The following is a 19,867-nucleotide window of genomic DNA, read 5'->3' as shown; positions in this document are numbered from 1 at the left end:
TGGCCAGGGGTTTCCAGAACCGGGCGGCCGTGTCGTCGGCGGTACGGTCACCTGGCGCCGTCCGCGCGGCCGCCGTCGTGCCAGTGGTGCGACAGCGGTGCGGCAGGGGTGCGGCAGCGGTGCGGCAGCCATGCAGCGGGGCACGGGAGCTTTGCGGCGGTACGGGCTCTCATATGTGCGCCCCTCCGCGCTCACGTGCACGCCTGTGCGGGAGGATGGGCGGGTGACCTCAGCTACCGATTCCTCGCTTCCCGCCCGCCCCCGGCTGATCGCCACCGATCTTGACGGAACGTTGCTGCACGACGACAAGACCGTCTCCGAACGCACCGTCGCCGCGCTCGCCGCCGCCGAGGATGCCGGGATCGAGGTCTTCTTCGTCACCGGGCGGCCGGTCAAGTGGATGGAGGTCGTCAGCGACCACGTACACCGGCACGGCCTCGCCATCTGCGCCAACGGCGCGGTCGTCGTCGATCTGCGCGGCGGCGCGGAGGGCGCCGGAGAGCTGATGAAGGTCCGCGGCCTGGAACGGGCCGCCGCGCTCGGCGTCGTACAGGCACTGCGGGACACGGCGCCCGGCACGGTCTTCGGCGTCGAGAAGACGACGAACTTCTGCTACGAGCCGGAGTACCCGCCCTTCGAGGACGACCCGCGCGCGCACGTCGCCCCGGCGGAGAAGCTTCTTCAGGAGGCGGGGGAGGGCGACGACGATCCGGTGATCAAGCTGCTGGCGCACCACCCGAGCCTGCCCCCCGACAGTTTCCTGACCCTGGCCCGTACGGCCGCCGGGCACCTGGCCTCCTTCACCCGCTCCAGCCCCACCGCGCTGCTGGAGATCAGCGGCCTCGGGGTGAGCAAGGCGAGCACGCTCGCGCTCTGCTGCGCCGAGCGCGGCATCTCCTCCGACGAGGTCGTCGCCTTCGGGGACATGCCGAACGACGTGGAGATGCTGGAGTGGGCCGGTACGTCGTACGCGATGGGCAACGCGCATCCGGATGTGATCGCGGCGGCGTCGGGGCGCACGGTGGCGAACAACGAGGACGGGGTCGCCGTCATCATCGAGCAGCTGGTGGCACGCGCACGGGCGGAGGGCACGCCCTAGGCCGTGTCTGACACGCCCTAGAGCGGGGCCTGCCAGATCACCGTCGTACCGCCGCCCGCCTCGGCCAGGCCCGGGGCGACCTCGCTCGACCCGCCCAGCGACTCGGCGCGGCGCCGCAGGTTCCGCAGGCCGCTGCGCCGGCCGCCCTCCGGGATGCCGACGCCGTCGTCGGCGACCGACAGCCGTACGGCAGGTGTGCCGTCGGGCAGTTCGGCGTTCGCGTCCACCGTGACCTCGATACGTGACGCCCGCGCGTGCCGGAAGGTGTTGGAGAGGGCTTCGCGGAGCGCCGCGATGAGGTTCTTGCCGGTGAGTTCGCCGACGGACGAGTCGACCGGTCCGACGAAGCGGTGGGTGGGCTTGAAGCCGAGCGGCACCGCCGCCATGTTGATCTCGCGCAGTACACGGGTCCGCAGCCCGGACGGCGCCTCGGCCGGGCCCTGTTGCAGCGCGAAGATGGCGGTGCGGATCTCCTGGATGGTGACGTCGAGTTCGTCGACCGCCTTGCCGACGCCCGCACGGACCTCGGGCACGTCCGACTGCCGCTGCGCGGTCTCCAGCATCATCCCGGCGGCGTACAGACGCTGGATGACCAGGTCGTGGAGGTCGCGGGCGATCCGGTCGCGGTCCTCGAACACCGCGAGCCGTTCCCGGTCGCGCTGCGCCTCGGCCATCATCAGCGCGAGGGCCGCCTGCGAGGCGAACTGGACGGCGAGCGAGCGCTCCGACTCGGTGAAGGCGCGCGCGCCGATGGCACGCGGTGTCGCGAGTACGCCGAGCACCCGGCCGTCACTGTGCAGCGGCAGCAGCATGCTCGGGCCGTAACGGTGGGACAGCGGGGAGATCAGGCGTGGGTCGGTGCTGGCGTCCGCCACGTAGACGGGCTCGCCGGCCAGCAGCGTGGCGACGACGGGGCTCCTGGCGGGGAGCCGGGTGCCGATGGACGCGGTCGGGGTGCCGGACGATACGGCGACGACCTCCAGTTCCCCGTCGGACGTGGGCAACAGGACGACGCCGACGGTCGAGTCGGCGAGCTTGCGGGCCTGTTCGGCGACGACGGTGAGGGCGTGATGGGCGGAGTGGGCGTCCTCGGTGGCGTCGCGGTCCCGGGCACCCTCCGCGCCCTCCGCGTCCTCGCCGTCCTCCGCGTCCTCGCCCGAGAGCAGGGCGGTCGTGACGGCGACCGAGCCGTCGATCCAGCGCTCGCGCTGCCGGGCCGCCTCGTACAGCCGCGCGTTGCCGATGGCGAGGCCCGCCTCGGTCGCGAGCACCCGCACCAAGTGCTGGTCGTGGTCGGTGAATTCGGCGCCGTCGTGCTTCTCGGCGAGATAGAGATTCCCGAGGATCTCGCCCTGGACCCGGATGGGAACGCCGAGGAACGTCCGCATCGGCGGGTGGTGCGGCGGAAATCCGACCGCGCGCGGATCGGCGGTGAGGTCCGCGAGCCGGAGCGGTTCGGGGTGGCGGATCAGCTCGCCGAGCAGTCCGCTGTGGCCGTCCGGGCGGCGGCCGATCCGCCGCGCGACGTCGGCGTCCACGCCGTAGGTGACGAAGTCGGAGAGACCGCCGCCGGCCTCGTCCACGACGCCGAGCGCCGCGTAGCGGGCGCCGGCGAGACGGGCCGCCGTCTCGCAGATCCGGTCGAGGGTGGAGTGCAGTTCGAGACCGGTGCCGACGGAGCGCATGGCTTCGAGCAGTTGCGGAACGCGGGCGGTGAGCTCGGTGGACAGGCCCTGGAGGCGGCGAGCCGCGTCGGCGTCGCGGGTGGCGGCGGCCCCGCCGTCGGTCGCGTCGGTGGTCGCGTCGTCGGTCCCGGCGTCGGGGTCGCCCTCGTGGAAGTCCTGGGGTTCGGGCGCTGTCATAGCCCCGACCCTAGTTAGTCCCATTTGTTATGGAAAGTCGGTTACCGGATCACGCGGGTAGATCGACCAGGCCGACCGGTCCCCGCTCCCGCTCCCGCTCCCACATCCTCCGCAGCGGCCCCTCCACCGCGACCAGCTCGGCGTACGGCCCCCGCTGCGCCACCCGCCCGCCGTCGAGCACGATCACCTCGTCGACCGCGTCGAGCCCCTGGAGTCGATGGGTGATGAGCAGCGTCGTACGGCCTTCCGTCACCGCCAGCAGGTCCACGGTCAGCGCGTCGGCCGTCGGCAGGTCGAGGTGTTCGGCGGGCTCGTCCAGCACGAGGACGGGGAAGTCCGCGAGGAGCGCGCGGGCCAGGGCCAGGCGCTGCCGCTGGCCTCCGGAGAGCCGTGCGCCGTGCTCGCCGACCAGGGTGTCCAGGCCGGCGGGCAGCGCGTCGACCCAGTCCAGCAGGCGGGCGCGGCGCAGCGCGTCGCGGAGGTCGTCCTCGGTCGCGTCCTTGCGGGCGAGGGCGAGGTTCTCGCGTACGGAACTGTCGAAGAGGTGCGCGTCCTGCGCGCACAGCCCGACGAAGCGCCGCACCGTGTCGCCGTCCAGCGCGGCCGCGTCCGTGCCACCGAGGCACACGCCGCCCTCGCGCGCGTCCAGGAAGCGCAGCAGCACCTGCGCGAGCGTCGTCTTGCCCGCGCCGGACGGGCCCACGACGGCCACCCGCTTCCCGGCGGTCAGTGTCAGGTCGACGCCGCTGAGCGCGTCGCGCTCCTGCCCCGCGTACCGGGCCGAGAGCCCCCGTACCTCCAGCGGGAACGGCGTCGCGGGAGCGGCGGCCGGGCGCGCGGGCTCGTGTACGGGGACGGGCGCGTCCAGCACCTCGTACACCCGCTCGGCGCCGCGCGCGGCCCGCTGTCGGTACTGCACCGCGAGCGGCAGACCGGTGACCGCCTCGAACGCGGCGAGGGGGGTCAGTACGACGACGGCCAGCGCGACACCCGGGAGCCGCCCGTCGTGTACGGCGCCGACACCGGCGTACGCGGCCGCCGCCACGGTCAGCCCGCAGATCAGCGCGGACAGGCCGCCGCCGAGCGCGGTGGCGGTCGCGCCGCGCGAGGCGATGGCCGTCAGCGTCGCATCGGCGTCGCGGGCCGCGCGGATACGGCTCCGAAGGGCGCCGGCGACGGTCAGTTCGGCGCAGCCGTCGAGGAGTTCGGCGACACGGGTCGCCAACAGGCCGCGCGCGGGGGCGAGTCGCCGCTCGGCTCGGCGCGCGCGGGCGCCGCTCACCAGCGGCACGCCGACGCCCGCGGCGAGCAGCCCGACGGCCAGCACGGCGCCCGCCTCGGGGAGCAGCCAGCCGGTGAACCCGACGGCGCCCGCGCCGACGAGCACGGCGGAGCCGACGGGCAACAGCCAGCGGAGCCAGTAGTCCTGGAGAGCGTCGACGTCGGAGACGAGCCGGGAGAGCAGATCACCGCGCCGGGCCTCGCGCAGCCCGGCGGGGGCGAGCCGTTCGAGCCGCCGGTAGACGGAGACGCGGAGGTCGGCGAGCATCCGCAGGACGGCGTCGTGGGAGACGAGCCGCTCGGCGTACCGGAAGACGGCGCGCCCGATCCCGAAGGCCCGGGTCGCGGTCACGGCGACCATCAGATACAGCACGGGCGGCTGCTCGGACGCCCGCGAGATGAGCCACCCCGACACGGCCATGAGCCCGACGGCGGACCCGAGGGCCAGACTCCCGAGCACCGACGCCAGCACGAACCGTCCCCGCAGGGTGCCGACGGCGGCGCGCATACGGGCGAGGGGGTGGGTCGCGGTGCTGCCGCCGTTGCCTGCGGCTCCGGAGCCGCCCCCGCCGGCTCGCTTGCCGGTGTCGCCGGACGCCGGGCCTTCCGTTCCACTCGTGCGGAACGGCGTACCGCCGCTCTGCCCGGCGTCGGCCGGGATCGCCGGACCCGGGACTCGCCCCTCGCCGACGTCGGCAGAGGGCGCCCTGTCCGTCCGATCCGCACCGTCGCCGGGTCCGGCAGACACCACGGCGGCGGCCCTCACCCGCCCCGGCAGCTCGATCACCCGGTCCGCCACCGACAGCAGCGCCGGGCGGTGGATCACCAGGAGCACCGTGCGGCCCACCGCCAGGCGGCGGACCGCGTCGACAACGGCCGCCTCCGTCTCGCCGTCCAGCGCCGCCGTCGGCTCGTCCAGCAGGAGCAGCGGGCGGTCGGCGAGGAACGCGCGGGCCAGGGCAAGGCGTTGGCGCTGCCCGGCCGACAGGCCCGTGCCGTCCTCGCCCAGCGGCGTGTCCGCGCCCTGAGGGAGCGCGGACACGAAGTCGTACGCCCCCGCGTCGCGCAGCGCGTTCCGTACGGCGGCGGCGTCCGCGTCCGGGCGGGCCAGGCGGACGTTCTCGGCGATCGTCCCCGCGAAGAGGTACGGGTGCTGCGGCACCCAGGCGATCTGTTCGCGCCAGCGGTCCAGGTCCAGGGCCGACAGGTCGGTCCCGCCCACCCGTACACGGCCCTCCGTCGGCGCCGTGAAACCGAGCAGCACGTTGAGCAGCGTCGTCTTCCCGGCCCCGCTCGGACCGATTAGGGCGACCGTCTCCCCCGGTTCGACCACCAGCGTCGCCACGTCCAACGAGGGCTCCGTGCGGCCTTCGTGGCGGACCGTCACACCGTCCAGCTCCAGCCGCAGCGAGCCGGGTACATCAGCGCCACCGGCCGAACCCGAAGGCCCCGCCGTCTCCAGCACCGCGAAGATCTCCTCCGCCGCCGCCAGCCCCTCCGCCGCCGCGTGGTACTGCGCCCCCACCTGCCGCAGCGGCAGATACGCCTCCGGCGCCAGGATCAGCACCACCAGGCCCGTGTAGAGGTCCAGGTCCCCGTGGACCAGCCGCATCCCGATCCCCACGGCCACCAGCGCCACCGACAGCGTCGACAGCAGCTCCAGCGCGAAGGACGACAGGAAGGCGATCCGCAGCGTACGGAGCGTGGCCCGCCGGTACTCGGAGGTGATCTCCCGCACCGACTCCGCCTGCGCCTTCGCCCGGCCGAAGACCTTCAGCGTCGGCAGCCCGGCGACCACGTCCAGGAAGTGTCCCGACAGCCGTGACAGCAGCTGCCACTGACGGTCCATCCGGGACTGGGTGGCCCACCCGATGAGCACCATGAAGAGCGGAATCAGCGGCAGGGTCAGCACGATGACGCCCGCCGACACCCAGTCGTCGGTGACGATCCGCGCCAGTACCGCCACCGGCACCACCACCGCGAGACCGAGCTGCGGCAGATAGCGCGCGAAGTAGTCGTCGAGTGCGTCCACGCCACGGGTCGCCAGCGCGACGAGCGAACCGGTGCGCTGACCGCTCAGCCACCCCGGTCCCAGCTCGGCCGCCCGCTCCAGCAGCCGACCGCGCAGCTCGGACTTGACCGCCGCGCTCGCCCGGTGCGCGGCCAGTTCCGTCAGCCACGCGACCAGTCCGCGCCCGACGGCGACCGCGCCCAGCAGAAGCAGCGGCGTACCGAGCCCGGCGGCGTCGAGTCCGTCCTCGAACGCCCCCACCACCACCTCGGCGATGATCATCGCCTGGGCCACCACCAGCCCGGCACCGGCCAGCCCCAGGACCACCACCGCCACCAGGAAGCGCCGGGTGGCCCGTGCGTACCGCAGCAGACGCGGATCGATCGGTTTCACGTGAAACACCCGCCCAACACAGTGCCCGATAAGAACTAGTGCGCGTCCGCGATGTGGTGCGTACCGATGCGCTTGCGGAAGACCCAGTACGTCCAGCCCTGGTAGAGCAGCACCAGCGGCGTCGCGATGCCCGCGCACCAGGTCATGATCTTCAGGGTGTACGGCGTCGAGGACGCGTTGGTCACCGTCAGGCTCCACTCCGCGTTGAGCGAGGACGGCATGACGTTCGGGAACAGCGTCAGGAAGAGCATCGCGACGACGGCCACGATCGTCAGCCCGGACAGCGCGAACGACCACCCCTCGCGCCCCGCCCTGATCGCCACGACGGCGCCGGCCAGCGCCACCACCGCGACGACCATCGCGCCCAGGCTCGCGCCGTCACCGCTGTCGGCCTGGGTCCAGCCCAGGAACCCGAGCGCCAGCACGGCCGTGACCAGCCCCAGCGCGAACGCCAGCCGCCGCGCCCGTACCCGGATGTCCCCCACCGTCTTGAGCGCCGCGAACACCGCGCCGTGGAAGGTGAAGAGGGTCAGCGTCACGAGTCCGCCGAGGAGCGCGTACGGGTTGAGCAGGTCGGCCAGGTTGCCCACGTACTCCATGTCCGCGTCGATCTTCACGCCGCGCACGATGTTCCCGAAGGCCACGCCCCACAGCACCGCCGGCAGCAGCGAGGTCCAGAAGATCGCGTGTTCCCAGTTGCGCTGCCAGCGCTCCTCGGGCCGCTTGGCGCGGTACTCGAAGGCGACACCGCGCACGATCAGGCAGACCAGGATGACCAGCAGCGGCAGGTAGAAGCCGGAGAAGAGGGTGGCGTACCACTCGGGGAACGCCGCGAAGGTCGCGCCGCCCGCCGACAGCAGCCACACCTCGTTGCCGTCCCAGACGGGCCCGATGGTGTTGATGAGGACCCGGCGCTCCTTGCGGTCGCGGGCCAGCGCCTTCGTCAGGACGCCGATCCCGAAGTCGAAGCCCTCAAGGAAGAAGTAGCCGGTCCACAGGACGGCGATCAGTACGAACCAGACGTCGTGGAGTTCCATGATGCGGATCAACTCCTCAGTACGAGAAGGCCATCGGGCGGTCGGCGTCCTCGGAGTCGTGGCCGCCGATCTTCGTGGGTGGGTTGAGGTCGTCGTCGGTGAGGTCCGGCGGTCCCGCCTTGACGTACTTCACGAGCAGCTTGACCTCGACGACGGCGAGCACCGCGTAGAGCAGGGTGAAGACGATCATCGAGGTGAGCACCTCGCCCTGGGACGTGCCGGGGGAGACGGCGTCGGAGGTGCGGAGCACCCCGTAGACCACCCAGGGCTGCCGGCCGGTCTCGGTGAAGATCCAGCCCCAGGAGTTGGCGATCAGCGGGAAGAGCATCGTCCACAGGGCGACGAGCCAGTACATGTGCGCGAAGCGTGGGCCGAGCGCCTTGTTGCGGAAGAGCACGAGATTCGGCACCTCGTCCTCGCCGGTCCGCAGCGCCTTCGGCAGCAGGAACTTCCGGCGGGTCAGCCAGAGTCCGAGGAGGCCGATGCCCAGCGACGCCATGCCGAAGCCGATCATCCAGCGGAAGCCCCAGTACGCGACGGGGATGTTGGGCCGGTAGTCGCCGGGCCCGTACTTCTCCTGCTCGGCCTTCTGCACGTCGTTGATGCCGGGGACGAAGGACTCGAAGTCGCTGTGCGCGAGGAAGGACAGCACGCCGGGGATCTCCAGGGCGACCTTGTTGTGCCCCTCGTCCACGTCCCCGTAGGCGAAGAGCGAGAACGGCGCGGGCGCCTCGCCGTCCCAGAGGGCCTCGGCCGCGGCCATCTTCATCGGCTGCTGCTCGTACATGATCTTGCCGAGCGTGTCGCCGCTGACGGCGGTGAGAAGGCCGGCCGTCACCAGGGTGACCAGTCCGAGCCGCAGCGAGGTCCGCATCACGGGGATGTGCTGCTGGTGCTTCTCGCTCTTGCGGCGCGCGAGGTGGAAGGCGGAGATGCCGACCATGAACGCGCCGCCGACCATGAAGGCCGCCGTCATGGTGTGGAAGAACTGGGCGAGCGCGGTGTTCTGCGTCAGTACGGCCCAGAAGTCGGTCAGCTCGGCCCGGCCGCGCTCCTCGTTGATCCGGTAGCCGACCGGGTGCTGCATCCAGGAGTTGGCCGCCAGGATGAAGTACGCGGAGAGGATCGTGCCGATCGAGACCATCCACATGCAGGCGAGGTGGATCTTCTTGGGCAGCTTGTCCCAGCCGAAGATCCACAGGCCGATGAAGGTCGACTCGAAGAAGAAGGCGATCAGTGCCTCGAAGGCGAGCGGGGCGCCGAAGACGTCGCCCACGAAGCGGGAGTAGTCCGACCAGTTCATGCCGAACTGGAACTCCTGCACGATGCCGGTGACGACACCCATCGCGATGTTGATCAGGAAGAGCTTGCCCCAGAACTTCGTCGCCTTGAGGTACTTCGGGTTCGACGTCCGCACCCACGCGGTCTCCAGGCCGGCGGTCAGCGCGGCGAGGGAGATCGTGAGGGGGACGAAGAGGAAGTGGTAGACGGTGGTGATGCCGAACTGCCATCGCGCGAGAGTCTCGGGGGCCAGTGCGATGTCCACGTCGTCTCTCTCCTTCTCCTACGGCCCTTTCCAGGACGAACCATGATGTATCGCATGAGCTTGTGAACGCGTTCACATTCACAAGCAAAAGTATGGCGCACGGTCCGACCGGATCTTCAAGGGGGGTCCCCTTCGAACACCGGGCCGCGACCGCGCGCCGGAAAACGGTGCGCGAGGGCTCTCGCGAGTCCCCTCGGGCTGCTCCTCGGACTGCCTCTCGGGCTGCCTCTCGGGCTGCCTCAGATCTCCTTGCGGAACGATTCCGCCGTGTGCAGGAACAGGTCGTTCGCCTCGTACTCGCCGATCGTGACCCGCACCCCCTCGCCCGCGAACGGCCTGATCGTCACGCCCGCCCGCTCGCACGCCGCCGCGAAGTCGGTCGTACGGTCCCCCAGCCGCAGCCACACGAAGTTGGCGTGCGTCTCGGGCACGGTCCAGCCCTGGCCGCGCAGCGCGTCGTACACCCGGGTGCGCTCACCGACCAGCGACCCCACCCGCCCCAGCAGTTCGTCCTCGGCGCGCAGCGAGGCGACCGCCGCGTCCTGCGCGATCTGGCTCACACCGAAGGGCACCGCGGTCTTGCGCAGCGCGGCGGCGACCGGCTCGTGGGCGATGGCGAAGCCGACCCGCAGACCCGCGAGGCCGTACGCCTTGGAGAAGGTCCGGAGCACGGCGACGTTGGGCCGCTCCCGGTAGATCTCGACACCGTCGGGGACGTCGGCGTCGCGGATGAACTCGCGGTACGCCTCGTCCAGCACCACCAGGACGTCGCTGGGCACCCGGTCGAGGAACCGCTCCAGCGCGGCCCGGCGCACGACGGTGCCGGTGGGGTTGTTGGGGTTGCAGACGAAGATCAGCCGAGTCCGGTCGGTGATCGCGTCGGCCATCGCGTCCAGGTCGTGCGTCTCGTCGGCGTCCAGCGGCACCTTCACCGACGCGGCGCCGGAGACCTGCGTGATGATCGGGTACGCCTCGAAGGACCGCCAGGCGTAGATCACCTCGTCGCCGGGCCCGGAGGTGGCCTGGAGCAGCTGCTGGGCGACACCCACGGAGCCCGTGCCCGTGGCGAGATGCGAGACGGGCACCCCGAAGCGGTCGGCCAGCTCGCTCATCAGCCCGGTGCACGCCATGTCGGGGTAGCGGTTGAACGCGCCGGCCGAGGCCAGCACGGTCTCCATCACGCCGGGGAGCGGCGGGTAGGGGTTCTCGTTGGAGGACAGCTTGTACGCGACGGGCCCGCCGGCCGCCGCCGGCCTGCCCGGCTTGTAGGTCGGAATGCCGTCCAGCTCGGCGCGCAGCTTCGGGCTCGTCTCGCTCACCGCGGGTCCTCCTCGGGCGTTCTGGGGCGTTCTCGGGACGTTCTCGGGGCCGTACACATGATCGGCTCACCTCATGCGGATGCACCAATACTGCTCACCTTAAGAGGATTGCCGGGCCCTGCGAATACCGGTCGCGGAACCGGGCTCCGAAGGAGCCGCCGAGGGCGCGGAAGCCGGGCCCTGACAGGGGGAGCGCTCGGGGACCTGGCGCGCGCCGGTGGCTCACTCCGTGGCGCGCGTCCCCCATGGGGGTGAGTTGAGACCTCTTCGAAACATCGGACACTCGCCAGGCCCATCCAGCTCCACGCTTGAGAGACACCAACCGAAACGCTCAACGACCTTGATTTGCATGTCGATTGGCCGTTGTTGATCATGCAGAAACGTGACTCTTGGAGGGTGAATATGCGACCGGCCTTAGCACCTTGATGAGCCCTACTATCGGCTCGCCATGACACCAGCAGGGAAACACCAGGTGAGCCGGACGGACACATCCCGCCGGGGCAGCCGGCAAGGTCGGGCGGGCATCCGGGACGTGGCCGCCGCAGCCGGTGTCTCCATCACGACCGTCTCCGACGCGCTCAACGGCAAGGGGCGGTTACCCGACGCCACACGCCGACATGTCCGAGAAGTCGCCGAGCGGCTGGGCTACCGCCCGTCCGCCGCGGCCCGAACCCTCCGTACCGGCAAGTCAGGACTGATCGGCCTGACCGTCACCACGTACGGGGATGAACCTTTCACCTTCACCGAATTCGCCTACTTCGCCGAGATGGCACGGGCCGCGACCTCCGCGGCGCTCGCCCGCGGCTACGCCCTCGTCATCCTCCCCGCCACCTCCCGCCACGACGTCTGGTCGAACGTCGCACTCGACGGCACCGTCGTCATCGACCCCTCCGACCACGACCCGGTCGTCACCGAACTCGTCCGCCAGGGCCTGCCCGTCGTCTCGGACGGCCGCCCGGCCGGCACCCTCCCCGTCACCGCCTGGGTCGACAACGACCACGAGGCCGCCGTACTCGATCTGCTCGACCATCTCGCCGCGGCCGGCGCCCGCCGGATCGGACTGCTCACCGGAACCACCACCGACACGTACACCCGGCTCTCCACCACCGCGTATCTGCGCTGGTGCGAGCGCGTCGGACAGGACCCGGTCTACGAGTCCTACCCCGCGCACGACCCCTGTGCCGGGGCCGTGGCCGCCGACCGGCTGCTCGCCAGACCCGACCGCCCCGACGCGGTGTACGGCCTCTTCGACCCCAACGGCACCGATCTGCTCGCCGCCGCGCGGCGGTACGGCCTGCGGGTCCCCGAGGACCTGCTGCTGGTCTGCTGCAGCGAGTCCACCGTGTACGCGACCACCGAACCGCCCATCACGACGCTCTCGCTCAAGCCGCGCCGTATCGGCACCGCCGTCGTACAGCTCCTCATCGACGCCATCGAGGGGATCGACACCGGGCGTCCCGTCGAGCAGGTGATACCGACGGAGCTGATCGTCCGGACCTCGTCCCAACGGCGCCCGCCCCGCACCACGGTCAGTGCTCCGAGGTCTCCGGCGAGAGACTGACGAAAGAGAGGCGCGAGACCGGCGCGAACGGGATCCGGATGGATCATTTCGGGCGATCCGCGTGAAAACGACCGATGAAACGTGGGTGGAATCGGATTGACCACCCCTGGTGCGTCACACAGGGGTGGCTGCATTCCTATGATGGGCGCACGACACCGCGGACCTTCCCCTACCTCCGGTGGGGATGTCCCGCCCGATCAGGCGGGCCCGAGAGGTGTACGCCAGGCGCGACGGTGGTGGAGGGGTCGATGACGCAGGGGGCCGGGACCGGTCAGGGACCCGTGGTGCGGACGGCGACGTTGCGCGATTTCCGGGTGCCGCCGTACACACAGGTTCCCGTGCGGCCGGGGCAGCCCGCGCCGCCCGAACAGACAGTGCCGAGCGGTGAGTCCGCGCCGCAGGCGGTCGCGGTCGCCACCGTGGCGCCGCAGGCGCCCGAGTCATCGGTGGCACCCGTGGCGTCTGTGGCCCCCCCGGCGTCCGACGGTCGGCCGGTGGCCCGGCAGACCGGCGTTCCGGGCGGCCTCGGTGTCGCGCCGCTCACGGATCCGCGCGGTATCTCGTTCCCCGCGCCCGAGGGCCGACCCGTGGCCACGATGATGTCCGACGCCTCGTCACGCCCCGATCCATGCAGCCTGGTCGGTACGCCTCCGAGCTTCGTACCGGCGGCAGCGCCCGCACCCGCCGTGCCCGCCGCCGCACCCGTCACACCCGCCACGCCTGCCGCCGACGCCACCCTCTCCGACCATCCCGGGAACGCCATCCCGCGCGACGAGATCCCCGAGGGCTACACCCCCACCGAACGCGACCTCCCGGTGATCAACGCCGGTGACACCGTGCGCGTCCGCGTCGACACGGCCGAGAGCCCCGTCGGCCCGGACGGCCTCGGCCCGCTCTTCGTCGTCGGCGACGTCCACGGCTATCTCGACGAACTCGTCGCCGCCCTCGCCGAACAGGGCCTCATCGACAGCGAGGGCAGCTGGGCCGCGGGCAACGCCCGCCTCTGGTTCCTCGGCGACTTCACCGACCGGGGCCCCGACGGCGTCGGCGTCATCGACCTCGTCATGCGGCTCTCCGCCGAGGCCGCCGCCGCCGGCGGCTACTGCAAGGCCCTGATGGGCAATCACGAACTGCTGCTGCTCGGCGCCAGGCGCTTCGCCGACACCCCCGTCAACTCCGGGGCCGGCACCGCCACCTTCCAGGCCGCCTGGCTGCTCAACGGCGGTCAGAAGACCGACATGGAGCGCCTCCAGGACGTCCACCTCCAGTGGATGTCACGGCTCGACGCCCTCGTCGAGGAGGACGGGCATCTGCTGATGCACTCCGACACGACCGCGTATCTCGACTACGGCGCCACCATCGAGGACGTCAACGACAACGTCCGCGCCATCCTCACCCGCAACGACGCGGACGAGTGCTGGGACATCTTCCGCAAGCTCACCAAGCGCTTCGCGTTCCGCGACAACGGCGGCCCGGAGGCGGCCAGGGAGCTGATGGCCGCGTACGGCGGGCGGCGCATCGTCCACGGCCACAGCCCGATTCCGTATCTGCTCGGCGACGTCGGCACCGAGGACGCCTCCGACGGCGAGGAGAACTCCGGACCCGTGGTCGACGGACCGCATGTGTACGCGGACGGGCTCGCCATCGCCATGGACGGCGGAGTGACCATGGCCGGAAAGCTTCTGGTCGTACAGCTCCCACTGCATAACTGAGCAGAGTGGGGGCAGGTGATTTCAGTGAACCCCCTGTCACCCCGTGCCTCAACCGCTCTACCATCGGCTCATCCGTAGCAGGCTCTCCTCCGTTTTCGCCAATCGTCCGCTCCGAGCGGGCAATCCGGCCCTACGGAGCATCGGGGGATGCACATGAACAGCGCTCCGCATCTGCTGAACGAGGATCGCGCCGATTTCGAGCGGATTCTCGACGAGACGCTGCGCCATGCGCACGATCGTCCGGATCTGGCCGATGTCGGACAGCGGCTCAATACCGAACAACTGCGCACGATGGCTCTCAACGCGACGTCTCTGATAACCGCCACCGCCTCGACCGAGTACGAGCACTACGCGAAGGTCCGGGAGGAATTCCGTGCCCCGGCCGCCTCGCCGGTGGCCGACTCCGTGCTGACACCGGCGATGCAGGGGCCCGGCGAGACCGGCGCGGGTCTCGCCGCCGTCGTCGCCGTCCTGGTGCCGGCCCTCGCGGGCGCGGCAGCCGTGGTCTTCCTGCTCGTCGGCTCGATGCTGAGAGTGCTCAGCCCGGTGCCCGCCTTCTCCGGCACACTGCTGACCGTCGGCTGGTTCTTCTGCGCCGTCACGGCCGTCGGCCTGGCCGTCGCCGGGGCCGGGCTGCTGATCACGGCCCTGCGCAACGCCTCGACGCAGGTCCCGGCCGGTGAGACGGACGGCTCCTGGCCCGACGAGGTGTCACGGGCCCGCGAGGCGTGGCGCGTCGCCGTACTGGAACGCGGGATCCTGCCGTTCCTGCGGGAGGCCCTGGCCGCGCCCGACGTGGAGCCGGCGCCGAAGGCCCCGCCCGTGCAGCATCTGCCGAAGATGGGCTACAGCCGCCCGAACTTCTCCAGCCCCGGTGAGGGCGCGACGACGGGCCAGCGACCGACGTTCTCCAGCCCGGACTTCTCCAGCCCCGACTACGGCGGGCCCGAGCACAAGCCGGAGTGAGCCGCGCGGGGGCTGCCCTGTCGGCTACGGCTACGGCTGGGGATACGGGGCGATGATCCCGGCGTCCATCGCCCGGCGGATCGCGTCCACGCGCGACACCGCGCCGAGCTTCCGGTACGCGTTCGTCAGATGCCGCTTGACGGTGGTCTCGGCCAGGAACAGCGCGGCGGCGATCTCCGCGTTGCTGCGCGCCTGCGCGACGTACCCCAGCACCTCGACCTCGCGCGCCGACAGGAGCCGGTCCGCGGCAGGCTCGCCGAAGCCCTTGATCATGCTCCGGGTGACCGAGAAGTGGATCCGCTCCGGCTCACGGATCACCGAGTGGATCAGGGTGACCAACTCCCGGCTGGAGACCGACTTCAGCAGGTAGGCGGTGGCGCCGTCGTCCAGTACGTCCCTGAGCAGCACGGGGTCGTCGTGCATCGTCAGCACGATGCAGCGGGTCTCGGGGCAGTGCCGGCCGATCTCCCGTACGGTCTCCCGGATGCCGGGGCCCGGCATCTGTACGTCCAGTACGGCGATGCCCGGCCGGTGTTGGCGTACCAACGCCACGGCTTCGGTCCCGCTCGCGCCCTGGGCGACGACTTCCAGCCAGTCCTCCAGGGAGAGGAGATCGGCCAGCAACTCCCGGAAGAGGGTGTGGTCGTCGGCCACGACAACCCCGGTGACGGCCACCTTCGCCGCCTTGACCCCGTTGGCCGCCCGGCCCCCGTCGGCGTCAGCCATGCCGGCGCCAGTTGATCAACGGGATGGACACGTTGACCGTCGTTCCCCCGCCGACCGAGCTGTGGATGCTGGGGTTTCCGCCGAGCAGTTCGGTCCGCTCGCGGATCGAGATCAGGCCACCTCGCCGGGTCTTGGCGATGGTGGCCACGTCGAAGCCCGCGCCGTCGTCGATGACGGACGCCTGGACCAGCGTCTCCGTCACCCTGATCGTGATCCACAGTTCGTCGGGGTCGGAGTGCCGCAGCGCGTTTCTGGCCGCCTCGCGAATGATGAAGTACAGCTCCTCCGCCGCTGCCGCCGGTATGTCGTCGACATTTCCCGTGACGGTCAACTCCGCCCTGACACCGTCCGGGACGGTGGAATCGATGAAATTGGTGAGGGCACGTTCCATGTTGGTGTCGGAGACCGACTCACGCAGTTCACCGGAGAGATCACTGATTTCCCGCAGTGCCACCCGGAGCGCCTCCTCGGCCGATTTCAGCCTCGACCGTACGGCCGCGCTCTCGCTCTGGATCAGCGGTTCGCACAGCTCCAGTTCGAGCATGGCCACCAGGACTTCGTGGGCGACCCGGTCGTGCAGGTCCCTGGCCAGCCGGTGACGTTCGTCGAGATGGGAACTGTGCAGTTTCTCGCGGAGGAATTTGATGTAGCCGACGCAGCCGAGCGCGATCTGTGTCATCACCGCGTCGTTCAAGGTCAGCGCGGTGTCGAGGAATTCGTCGGGCGAGGGCGCGGCGGGCAGGAATTCGCGTACGATGACGGGCAGCGCCGTCTCGTAGAACAACTCGGCGGCGCGCACCGTCTCGGTCGGATGGATACCGCGCGAGGCCCGGGTCCTGCTGAATTCGGCCGCGGCCCGCAGGGATTCCTTGCTCGGTGTGGTCCTGGCGCGGAAACGGGTCCGCGCGCCCCGCGCGATGTCGTCGAGGAGTAACTCGACCTGATTGACGAGTAACGCGCTGATTTCAGGTTCTTCGAGCAGCGGACTGTCCAGTGCCCGCAATCGCTGGAAGAATGGCTCGACAATGTTCGCGCGAACTTGTTCGGGCAGTCCGGTTATCCCGGCACGCCCCTCCGGATCGATCGCCACGGCAGCCCCCCGCCATTATCCCGCAGCCTCCCACGTGATATTTAGGGAGTATACGTGGCCAAGAGGGGCCTTCAAGAAATGAAATTCATCACTAATTCTGCCAAACACCCACATTCCGAAGTAAATTACTGTTAAGAGTTCGGTCAAGATCCGTGTCTCAAGATCGACGTCTCAAGATCCGTGCGGCAGCCCGACGGTGAGCCGGTAGCCGCACGAGCCGGTATGGGCCATCTGACAGAGCCCGACATCCGGATCGATGTCGTCCGGCAGATCCATCGCCTTCAGCCAGCCGGTCAGCCGTTCGCCGGGACCGCAGTGGTATTCCTTTTCGATTCCCGCCTTCTTGACCCCCTTGTAGGCGAAGCACGTGATGACCTTGAGGTCGTGCGTGCCCGTGTCGTTGTCGAACGACTCCTCCGCCTCGAACAGCGAACCGAGATAGAGGTCAACCGCCGCCTGGAACAGCCGGCGGTACTGCTCGACGGTCTCGACCTTCTCGATGCCGAGACCGCGCATCAGCCGCACCATCTCCTGGCGCCCGAACTCGCGCACCACCGCGATGTTGGCCTCGTTCGCGCCGTCGATGCCGCCCGACAGCGCGGTCTGGTAGTACCAGAGCCCGTCGGTGGCCATCCATGAGCGGCGCAGCAGCTCCTCGCGCTGCGTCGCCGTGAGTTCGGGAGTGGGGTCCGCGCTCATGAGGTCACCTTCTGTTCGTCCGTCCGCGTTACGGGGTCGGCGCCGGCCGCTGCCAACACCTCCTCCACGCCGTGCCGTTGAAGCTTTCCGCTGGAGGTACGCGGGAGCCGCCCCCGGCGTACGAGAACGATGTCGCGCGGCGTGAGGCCGAGCGAGTCCGACACGGCGTACCGCAGCCGGGCGATCAACTCCTCGCGGGCCGCCGCCACGGACTCCTTGGTCTCCGCGACGAGCACCAGTCCCTCACCGTCGGGGAACGCCACTCCCGCCGCGAGGACCGCGCCGTTCGCGACCCCGGTGACCCGGCCCGCGACGGACTCGATGTCGCTCGCGTAGTAGTTCTGGCCGAAGACGATGATCACCTCCTTCTTCCGCCCGGCGATGAACAGTTCGCCGTCCTGCCGGAAGCCCAGATCGCCGGTGGACACCCAGCCACCGGCGTGGACGGTGGCCCGGGTCGCCTCCTCGTTGTCCTCGTAGCCACGCGTCACCGAGTCGCCGCGGATCTGGATCTCGCCGACCAGCGAGGCGTCGGTCAGCGGCGTACCGGCCTCGTCGACCAGCCTGACCTCGGTGTTCGCCACCGGGAGGCCGACCGAGACGATCTCCCGGCCGCCGTGAGTGCTGTCGGTGCTGTCGGTGCTGTCGGTGCCTTCCGGCACGGGCTCCACCACGCCCCGCGAGAGCGCGTCGCGCCGTACCCACGTACCGCGCACCGCCCGGCCCGTCGGCGCGAACGTCACCGCGAGGCTGCCCTCCGCCAGGCCGTACACCGGCAGGAAGGCATCGGCGCGGAAGCCCGCCGGCGCGAAGTGCGCCGAGAACCGGCGCAGCGTGTCGGGGTCGATCAGCTCCGCCCCGTTGAGCGCGAACCGCCAGCGGGACAGATCGAGTTCGGGCACGCGCTCGGCCGGGACCCGCCGCAGGGCGTACAGATAGCCGGAGTTGGGCGCCGTCGTCGCGGTCACCCCGTACCGGCTGATGATCCGCAGCCATCGGCCTGGGTCCCGGAGGAAGTCCTCGGGCGGCAGCAGATACGTCTCGGCGTCGGTCAGCGCCGGCGCGAGGAACGCGCCGATCAGGCCCATGTCGTGGAAGAGCGGCAGCCAGTTGCAGCTCACGTCCGTGTCGTCGATTCCCAGCCCCCCGGCGATGGAATCGACGTTCGCGAGCAGGTTGGCGTGGCTCAGTACGACGCCCTTCGGGCTCTCGCTGGTGCCCGAGGTGTACTGGACGAGCGCCGGATCACCGGCCGCCACGTCCACGTACACCGGCGAGGTCGCGCGCGTCAGCGCCACGTCGAGGATCTGGAACTCACCGTCGGCGCCGCCGAGCGCCGGCTCCAGCAGCCCGCCCAGCATCTTGTCGGAGAGCACGACGCGCACCTTCGACTGGCGCATCACGAGCACGATCCGCTTCAGATGGATGTCGAGCGAGGCGAAGCGCACCGGCGGCGGTACGGGCACGGGCACCGCGCCGGCGGCGAGCACGCCGAAGAACGCGCGGGCGAAGTCGATCGAGGTGGGGAGCGCGACGGCGACCCGCTCCCCCCGTACGACGCCGCGCTCCAGCAGTCCGCAGGCCAGCTGCCCGGCCTCGGCGTGGAGCTGGCCGAAGGTGACGCGCTCGGCCTCCTCGTCCCCGCGGAACAGGCGCATACCGTGGCCTGTTCCGCGGGCGGCGACGGCGGCGAGCGCGTCGACCAGGCTCACGCCGAGGTCTTCTGCCGGCACAGGTCCTCCACCACGCCCTGGAACTCCCCGATCGTCTGGACCCGGAAGGTGACCTCGTCCTCTATCTCGATGTCGAACGCCTTCTCGGTGGTGAGGACGATCTGGAGCACGCGCATCGAGTCGACGTTGGGGAGGGAGCGGAAGTGCTGGTCGGGCGTCAGACCGGCGGCGGGTATGTCGAGTTCGTCGGCGACGATCTGACGGATCTTCTCGCGGACGGCTTCGTCGGTGACCGCGGTGTCGGTGGTGACCGCGCTGTCAGCGGTGGTGTCGGTGGTGACTGCGGTGTCGGTGGTGTCCATGTGTGGTCAATCCCCCTGTGTGGTGGTCCTGTTGGAGGCCCGGAGCGCGTCGACGAGTCCGGTCGGCAGTCGTGTGCCGTACGTGCCGAGCACTTCGTCCGTGAGCAGGTGGAACGTGCCGTCGGCGGCGGCCACGAGATCGCCGCCCGGCAGCCGGATCTCCCCGGAGGCACGTACCGACAGCGCGTCGCGCTTGGTGATCTCGGCGTGCGCCGTGTACTCGGCGCCGGTCTCCATGGGCCTGCCGTAGCGGATGCGCAGGCCGGTGGTGAAGGCGGAGATCCGGTCGGACCGGTACACGGCCTGGGCCAGCGTCTCGTCCAGGATCGCGGCCACGATCCCCCCGTGGATGACACCGGGGAACGACTCGTAGTCGGCGCCGAGCTTGATCCGGGTGCCGAATCCGTTGCCTTCCTCCTCGAAGACCAGCCGCAGTCCGATGGGATTGTGCGGGGCGCAGCCGAAGCAGTTGGCCGTCTCGGCCGCCGCCTCGCCGGCACTGTCTGTGGTGAACGCTGACTCGGGCAAAC

The 19,867-nt window shown here is 70.6% G+C and carries 15 protein-coding genes; 4 read left to right on the top strand and 11 right to left on the bottom strand.

Annotated elements, in window-relative coordinates:
* The first annotated feature begins 223 nt into the window (after nt 1–223).
* Nucleotides 224–1,099, top strand: coding sequence for a Cof-type HAD-IIB family hydrolase (locus ACFT9I_RS09130; RefSeq protein WP_382562256.1), 876 nt, complete (start codon nt 224–226; stop codon nt 1,097–1,099).
* Between the two features lie 17 nt (nt 1,100–1,116).
* Here the strand turns inward: ACFT9I_RS09130 and ACFT9I_RS09125 are convergent, their stop codons facing one another.
* From ACFT9I_RS09125 to hisC, 5 genes are all read right to left on the bottom strand, one after another.
* Nucleotides 1,117–2,961, bottom strand: coding sequence for a GAF domain-containing sensor histidine kinase (locus ACFT9I_RS09125; protein ID WP_382562254.1), 1,845 nt, complete (start codon nt 2,959–2,961; stop codon nt 1,117–1,119).
* A 49-nt stretch (nt 2,962–3,010) separates the two neighbouring features.
* Entirely contained in the window at nt 3,011–6,646 is a 3,636-nt protein-coding gene (gene cydD / locus ACFT9I_RS09120; RefSeq protein WP_382562252.1) for a thiol reductant ABC exporter subunit CydD, read from the bottom strand.
* A 35-nt stretch (nt 6,647–6,681) separates the two neighbouring features.
* Complete coding sequence (cydB, locus tag ACFT9I_RS09115; protein WP_382562250.1) at nt 6,682–7,683, bottom strand: cytochrome d ubiquinol oxidase subunit II; 1,002 nt, start codon at nt 7,681–7,683, stop codon at nt 6,682–6,684.
* A gap of 16 nt (nt 7,684–7,699) precedes the next feature.
* Complete coding sequence (locus ACFT9I_RS09110; protein WP_382562248.1) at nt 7,700–9,229, bottom strand: cytochrome ubiquinol oxidase subunit I; 1,530 nt, start codon at nt 9,227–9,229, stop codon at nt 7,700–7,702.
* A 239-nt stretch (nt 9,230–9,468) separates the two neighbouring features.
* A complete protein-coding gene (hisC, locus tag ACFT9I_RS09105; RefSeq protein ID WP_382562246.1) occupies nt 9,469–10,548 on the bottom strand; it encodes a histidinol-phosphate transaminase in 1,080 nt (359 codons plus the stop codon).
* 448 nt (nt 10,549–10,996) lie between these two features.
* Here hisC and ACFT9I_RS09100 point away from each other — a divergent pair, with 448 nt between their 5' ends.
* The 3 genes from ACFT9I_RS09100 (at nt 10,997) to ACFT9I_RS09090 (ending at nt 14,787) form a co-directional block, all read left to right on the top strand.
* Complete coding sequence (locus ACFT9I_RS09100) at nt 10,997–12,109, top strand: LacI family DNA-binding transcriptional regulator (protein ID WP_164251772.1); 1,113 nt, start codon at nt 10,997–10,999, stop codon at nt 12,107–12,109.
* A gap of 233 nt (nt 12,110–12,342) precedes the next feature.
* Nucleotides 12,343–13,821: a metallophosphoesterase gene (locus ACFT9I_RS09095; RefSeq protein WP_382562244.1), complete on the top strand. Its 1,479-nt coding sequence runs from the start codon at nt 12,343–12,345 to the stop codon at nt 13,819–13,821.
* A gap of 147 nt (nt 13,822–13,968) precedes the next feature.
* Entirely contained in the window at nt 13,969–14,787 is an 819-nt protein-coding gene (locus ACFT9I_RS09090; RefSeq protein ID WP_382562242.1) for a hypothetical protein, read from the top strand.
* Between the two features lie 30 nt (nt 14,788–14,817).
* Here the strand turns inward: ACFT9I_RS09090 and ACFT9I_RS09085 are convergent, their stop codons facing one another.
* The 6 genes from ACFT9I_RS09085 to ACFT9I_RS09060 all read right to left on the bottom strand — a co-directional run bounded on the left by ACFT9I_RS09085 (nt 14,818) and on the right by ACFT9I_RS09060 (nt 19,865).
* Nucleotides 14,818–15,513 (bottom strand): response regulator, encoded by a 696-nt coding sequence (locus tag ACFT9I_RS09085; RefSeq protein WP_382562240.1) that lies wholly within the window; start codon nt 15,511–15,513, stop codon nt 14,818–14,820.
* Complete coding sequence (locus tag ACFT9I_RS09080) at nt 15,506–16,516, bottom strand: sensor histidine kinase (RefSeq protein ID WP_382562238.1); 1,011 nt, start codon at nt 16,514–16,516, stop codon at nt 15,506–15,508. Before ACFT9I_RS09080 ends, ACFT9I_RS09085 begins: the two co-directional genes overlap by 8 nt.
* 258 nt (nt 16,517–16,774) lie before the next feature.
* Nucleotides 16,775–17,302 carry a hypothetical protein gene (locus tag ACFT9I_RS09075; RefSeq protein ID WP_382562235.1) on the bottom strand — a complete coding sequence of 176 codons (528 nt, stop codon included), beginning with the start codon at nt 17,300–17,302 and terminating at the stop codon, nt 16,775–16,777.
* Nucleotides 17,299–19,035, bottom strand: a complete 1,737-nt coding sequence (locus tag ACFT9I_RS09070; RefSeq protein ID WP_382562234.1) for a fatty acyl-AMP ligase — start codon at nt 19,033–19,035, stop codon at nt 17,299–17,301. The genes ACFT9I_RS09075 and ACFT9I_RS09070 overlap by 4 nt, the downstream gene beginning before the upstream one ends.
* Nucleotides 19,011–19,337, bottom strand: a complete 327-nt coding sequence (locus ACFT9I_RS09065) for an acyl carrier protein (RefSeq protein WP_382562232.1) — start codon at nt 19,335–19,337, stop codon at nt 19,011–19,013. The genes ACFT9I_RS09070 and ACFT9I_RS09065 overlap by 25 nt, the downstream gene beginning before the upstream one ends.
* A 6-nt stretch (nt 19,338–19,343) precedes the next feature.
* Nucleotides 19,344–19,865 carry a PaaI family thioesterase gene (locus tag ACFT9I_RS09060; protein ID WP_382562230.1) on the bottom strand — a complete coding sequence of 174 codons (522 nt, stop codon included), beginning with the start codon at nt 19,863–19,865 and terminating at the stop codon, nt 19,344–19,346.
* Between the last annotated feature and the right edge of the window lie 2 nt (nt 19,866–19,867).

The sequence above is a fragment of the Streptomyces sp. NPDC057137 genome, from assembly GCF_042670825.1.
Lineage (GTDB): Bacteria > Actinomycetota > Actinomycetes > Streptomycetales > Streptomycetaceae > Streptomyces.
The sequence above is the reverse complement of the archived record's forward strand: the minus strand, read 5'-3'. Positions and strand labels throughout refer to the sequence as shown.

Coding starts and splice junctions, on each gene's coding strand:
- ACFT9I_RS09125 (WP_382562254.1), bottom strand. CDS start 2,961: ATGACAGCGCCCGAACCCCAGGACTTCCACGAGGGCGACCCCGACGCC.
- ACFT9I_RS09075 (WP_382562235.1), bottom strand. CDS start 17,302: ATGAGCGCGGACCCCACTCCCGAACTCACGGCGACGCAGCGCGAGGAG.
- ACFT9I_RS09065 (WP_382562232.1), bottom strand. CDS start 19,337: ATGGACACCACCGACACCGCAGTCACCACCGACACCACCGCTGACAGC.
- ACFT9I_RS09085 (WP_382562240.1), bottom strand. CDS start 15,513: ATGGCTGACGCCGACGGGGGCCGGGCGGCCAACGGGGTCAAGGCGGCG.
- cydB (WP_382562250.1), bottom strand. CDS start 7,683: ATGGAACTCCACGACGTCTGGTTCGTACTGATCGCCGTCCTGTGGACC.
- ACFT9I_RS09100 (WP_164251772.1), top strand. CDS start 10,997: ATGACACCAGCAGGGAAACACCAGGTGAGCCGGACGGACACATCCCGC.
- ACFT9I_RS09090 (WP_382562242.1), top strand. CDS start 13,969: ATGCACATGAACAGCGCTCCGCATCTGCTGAACGAGGATCGCGCCGAT.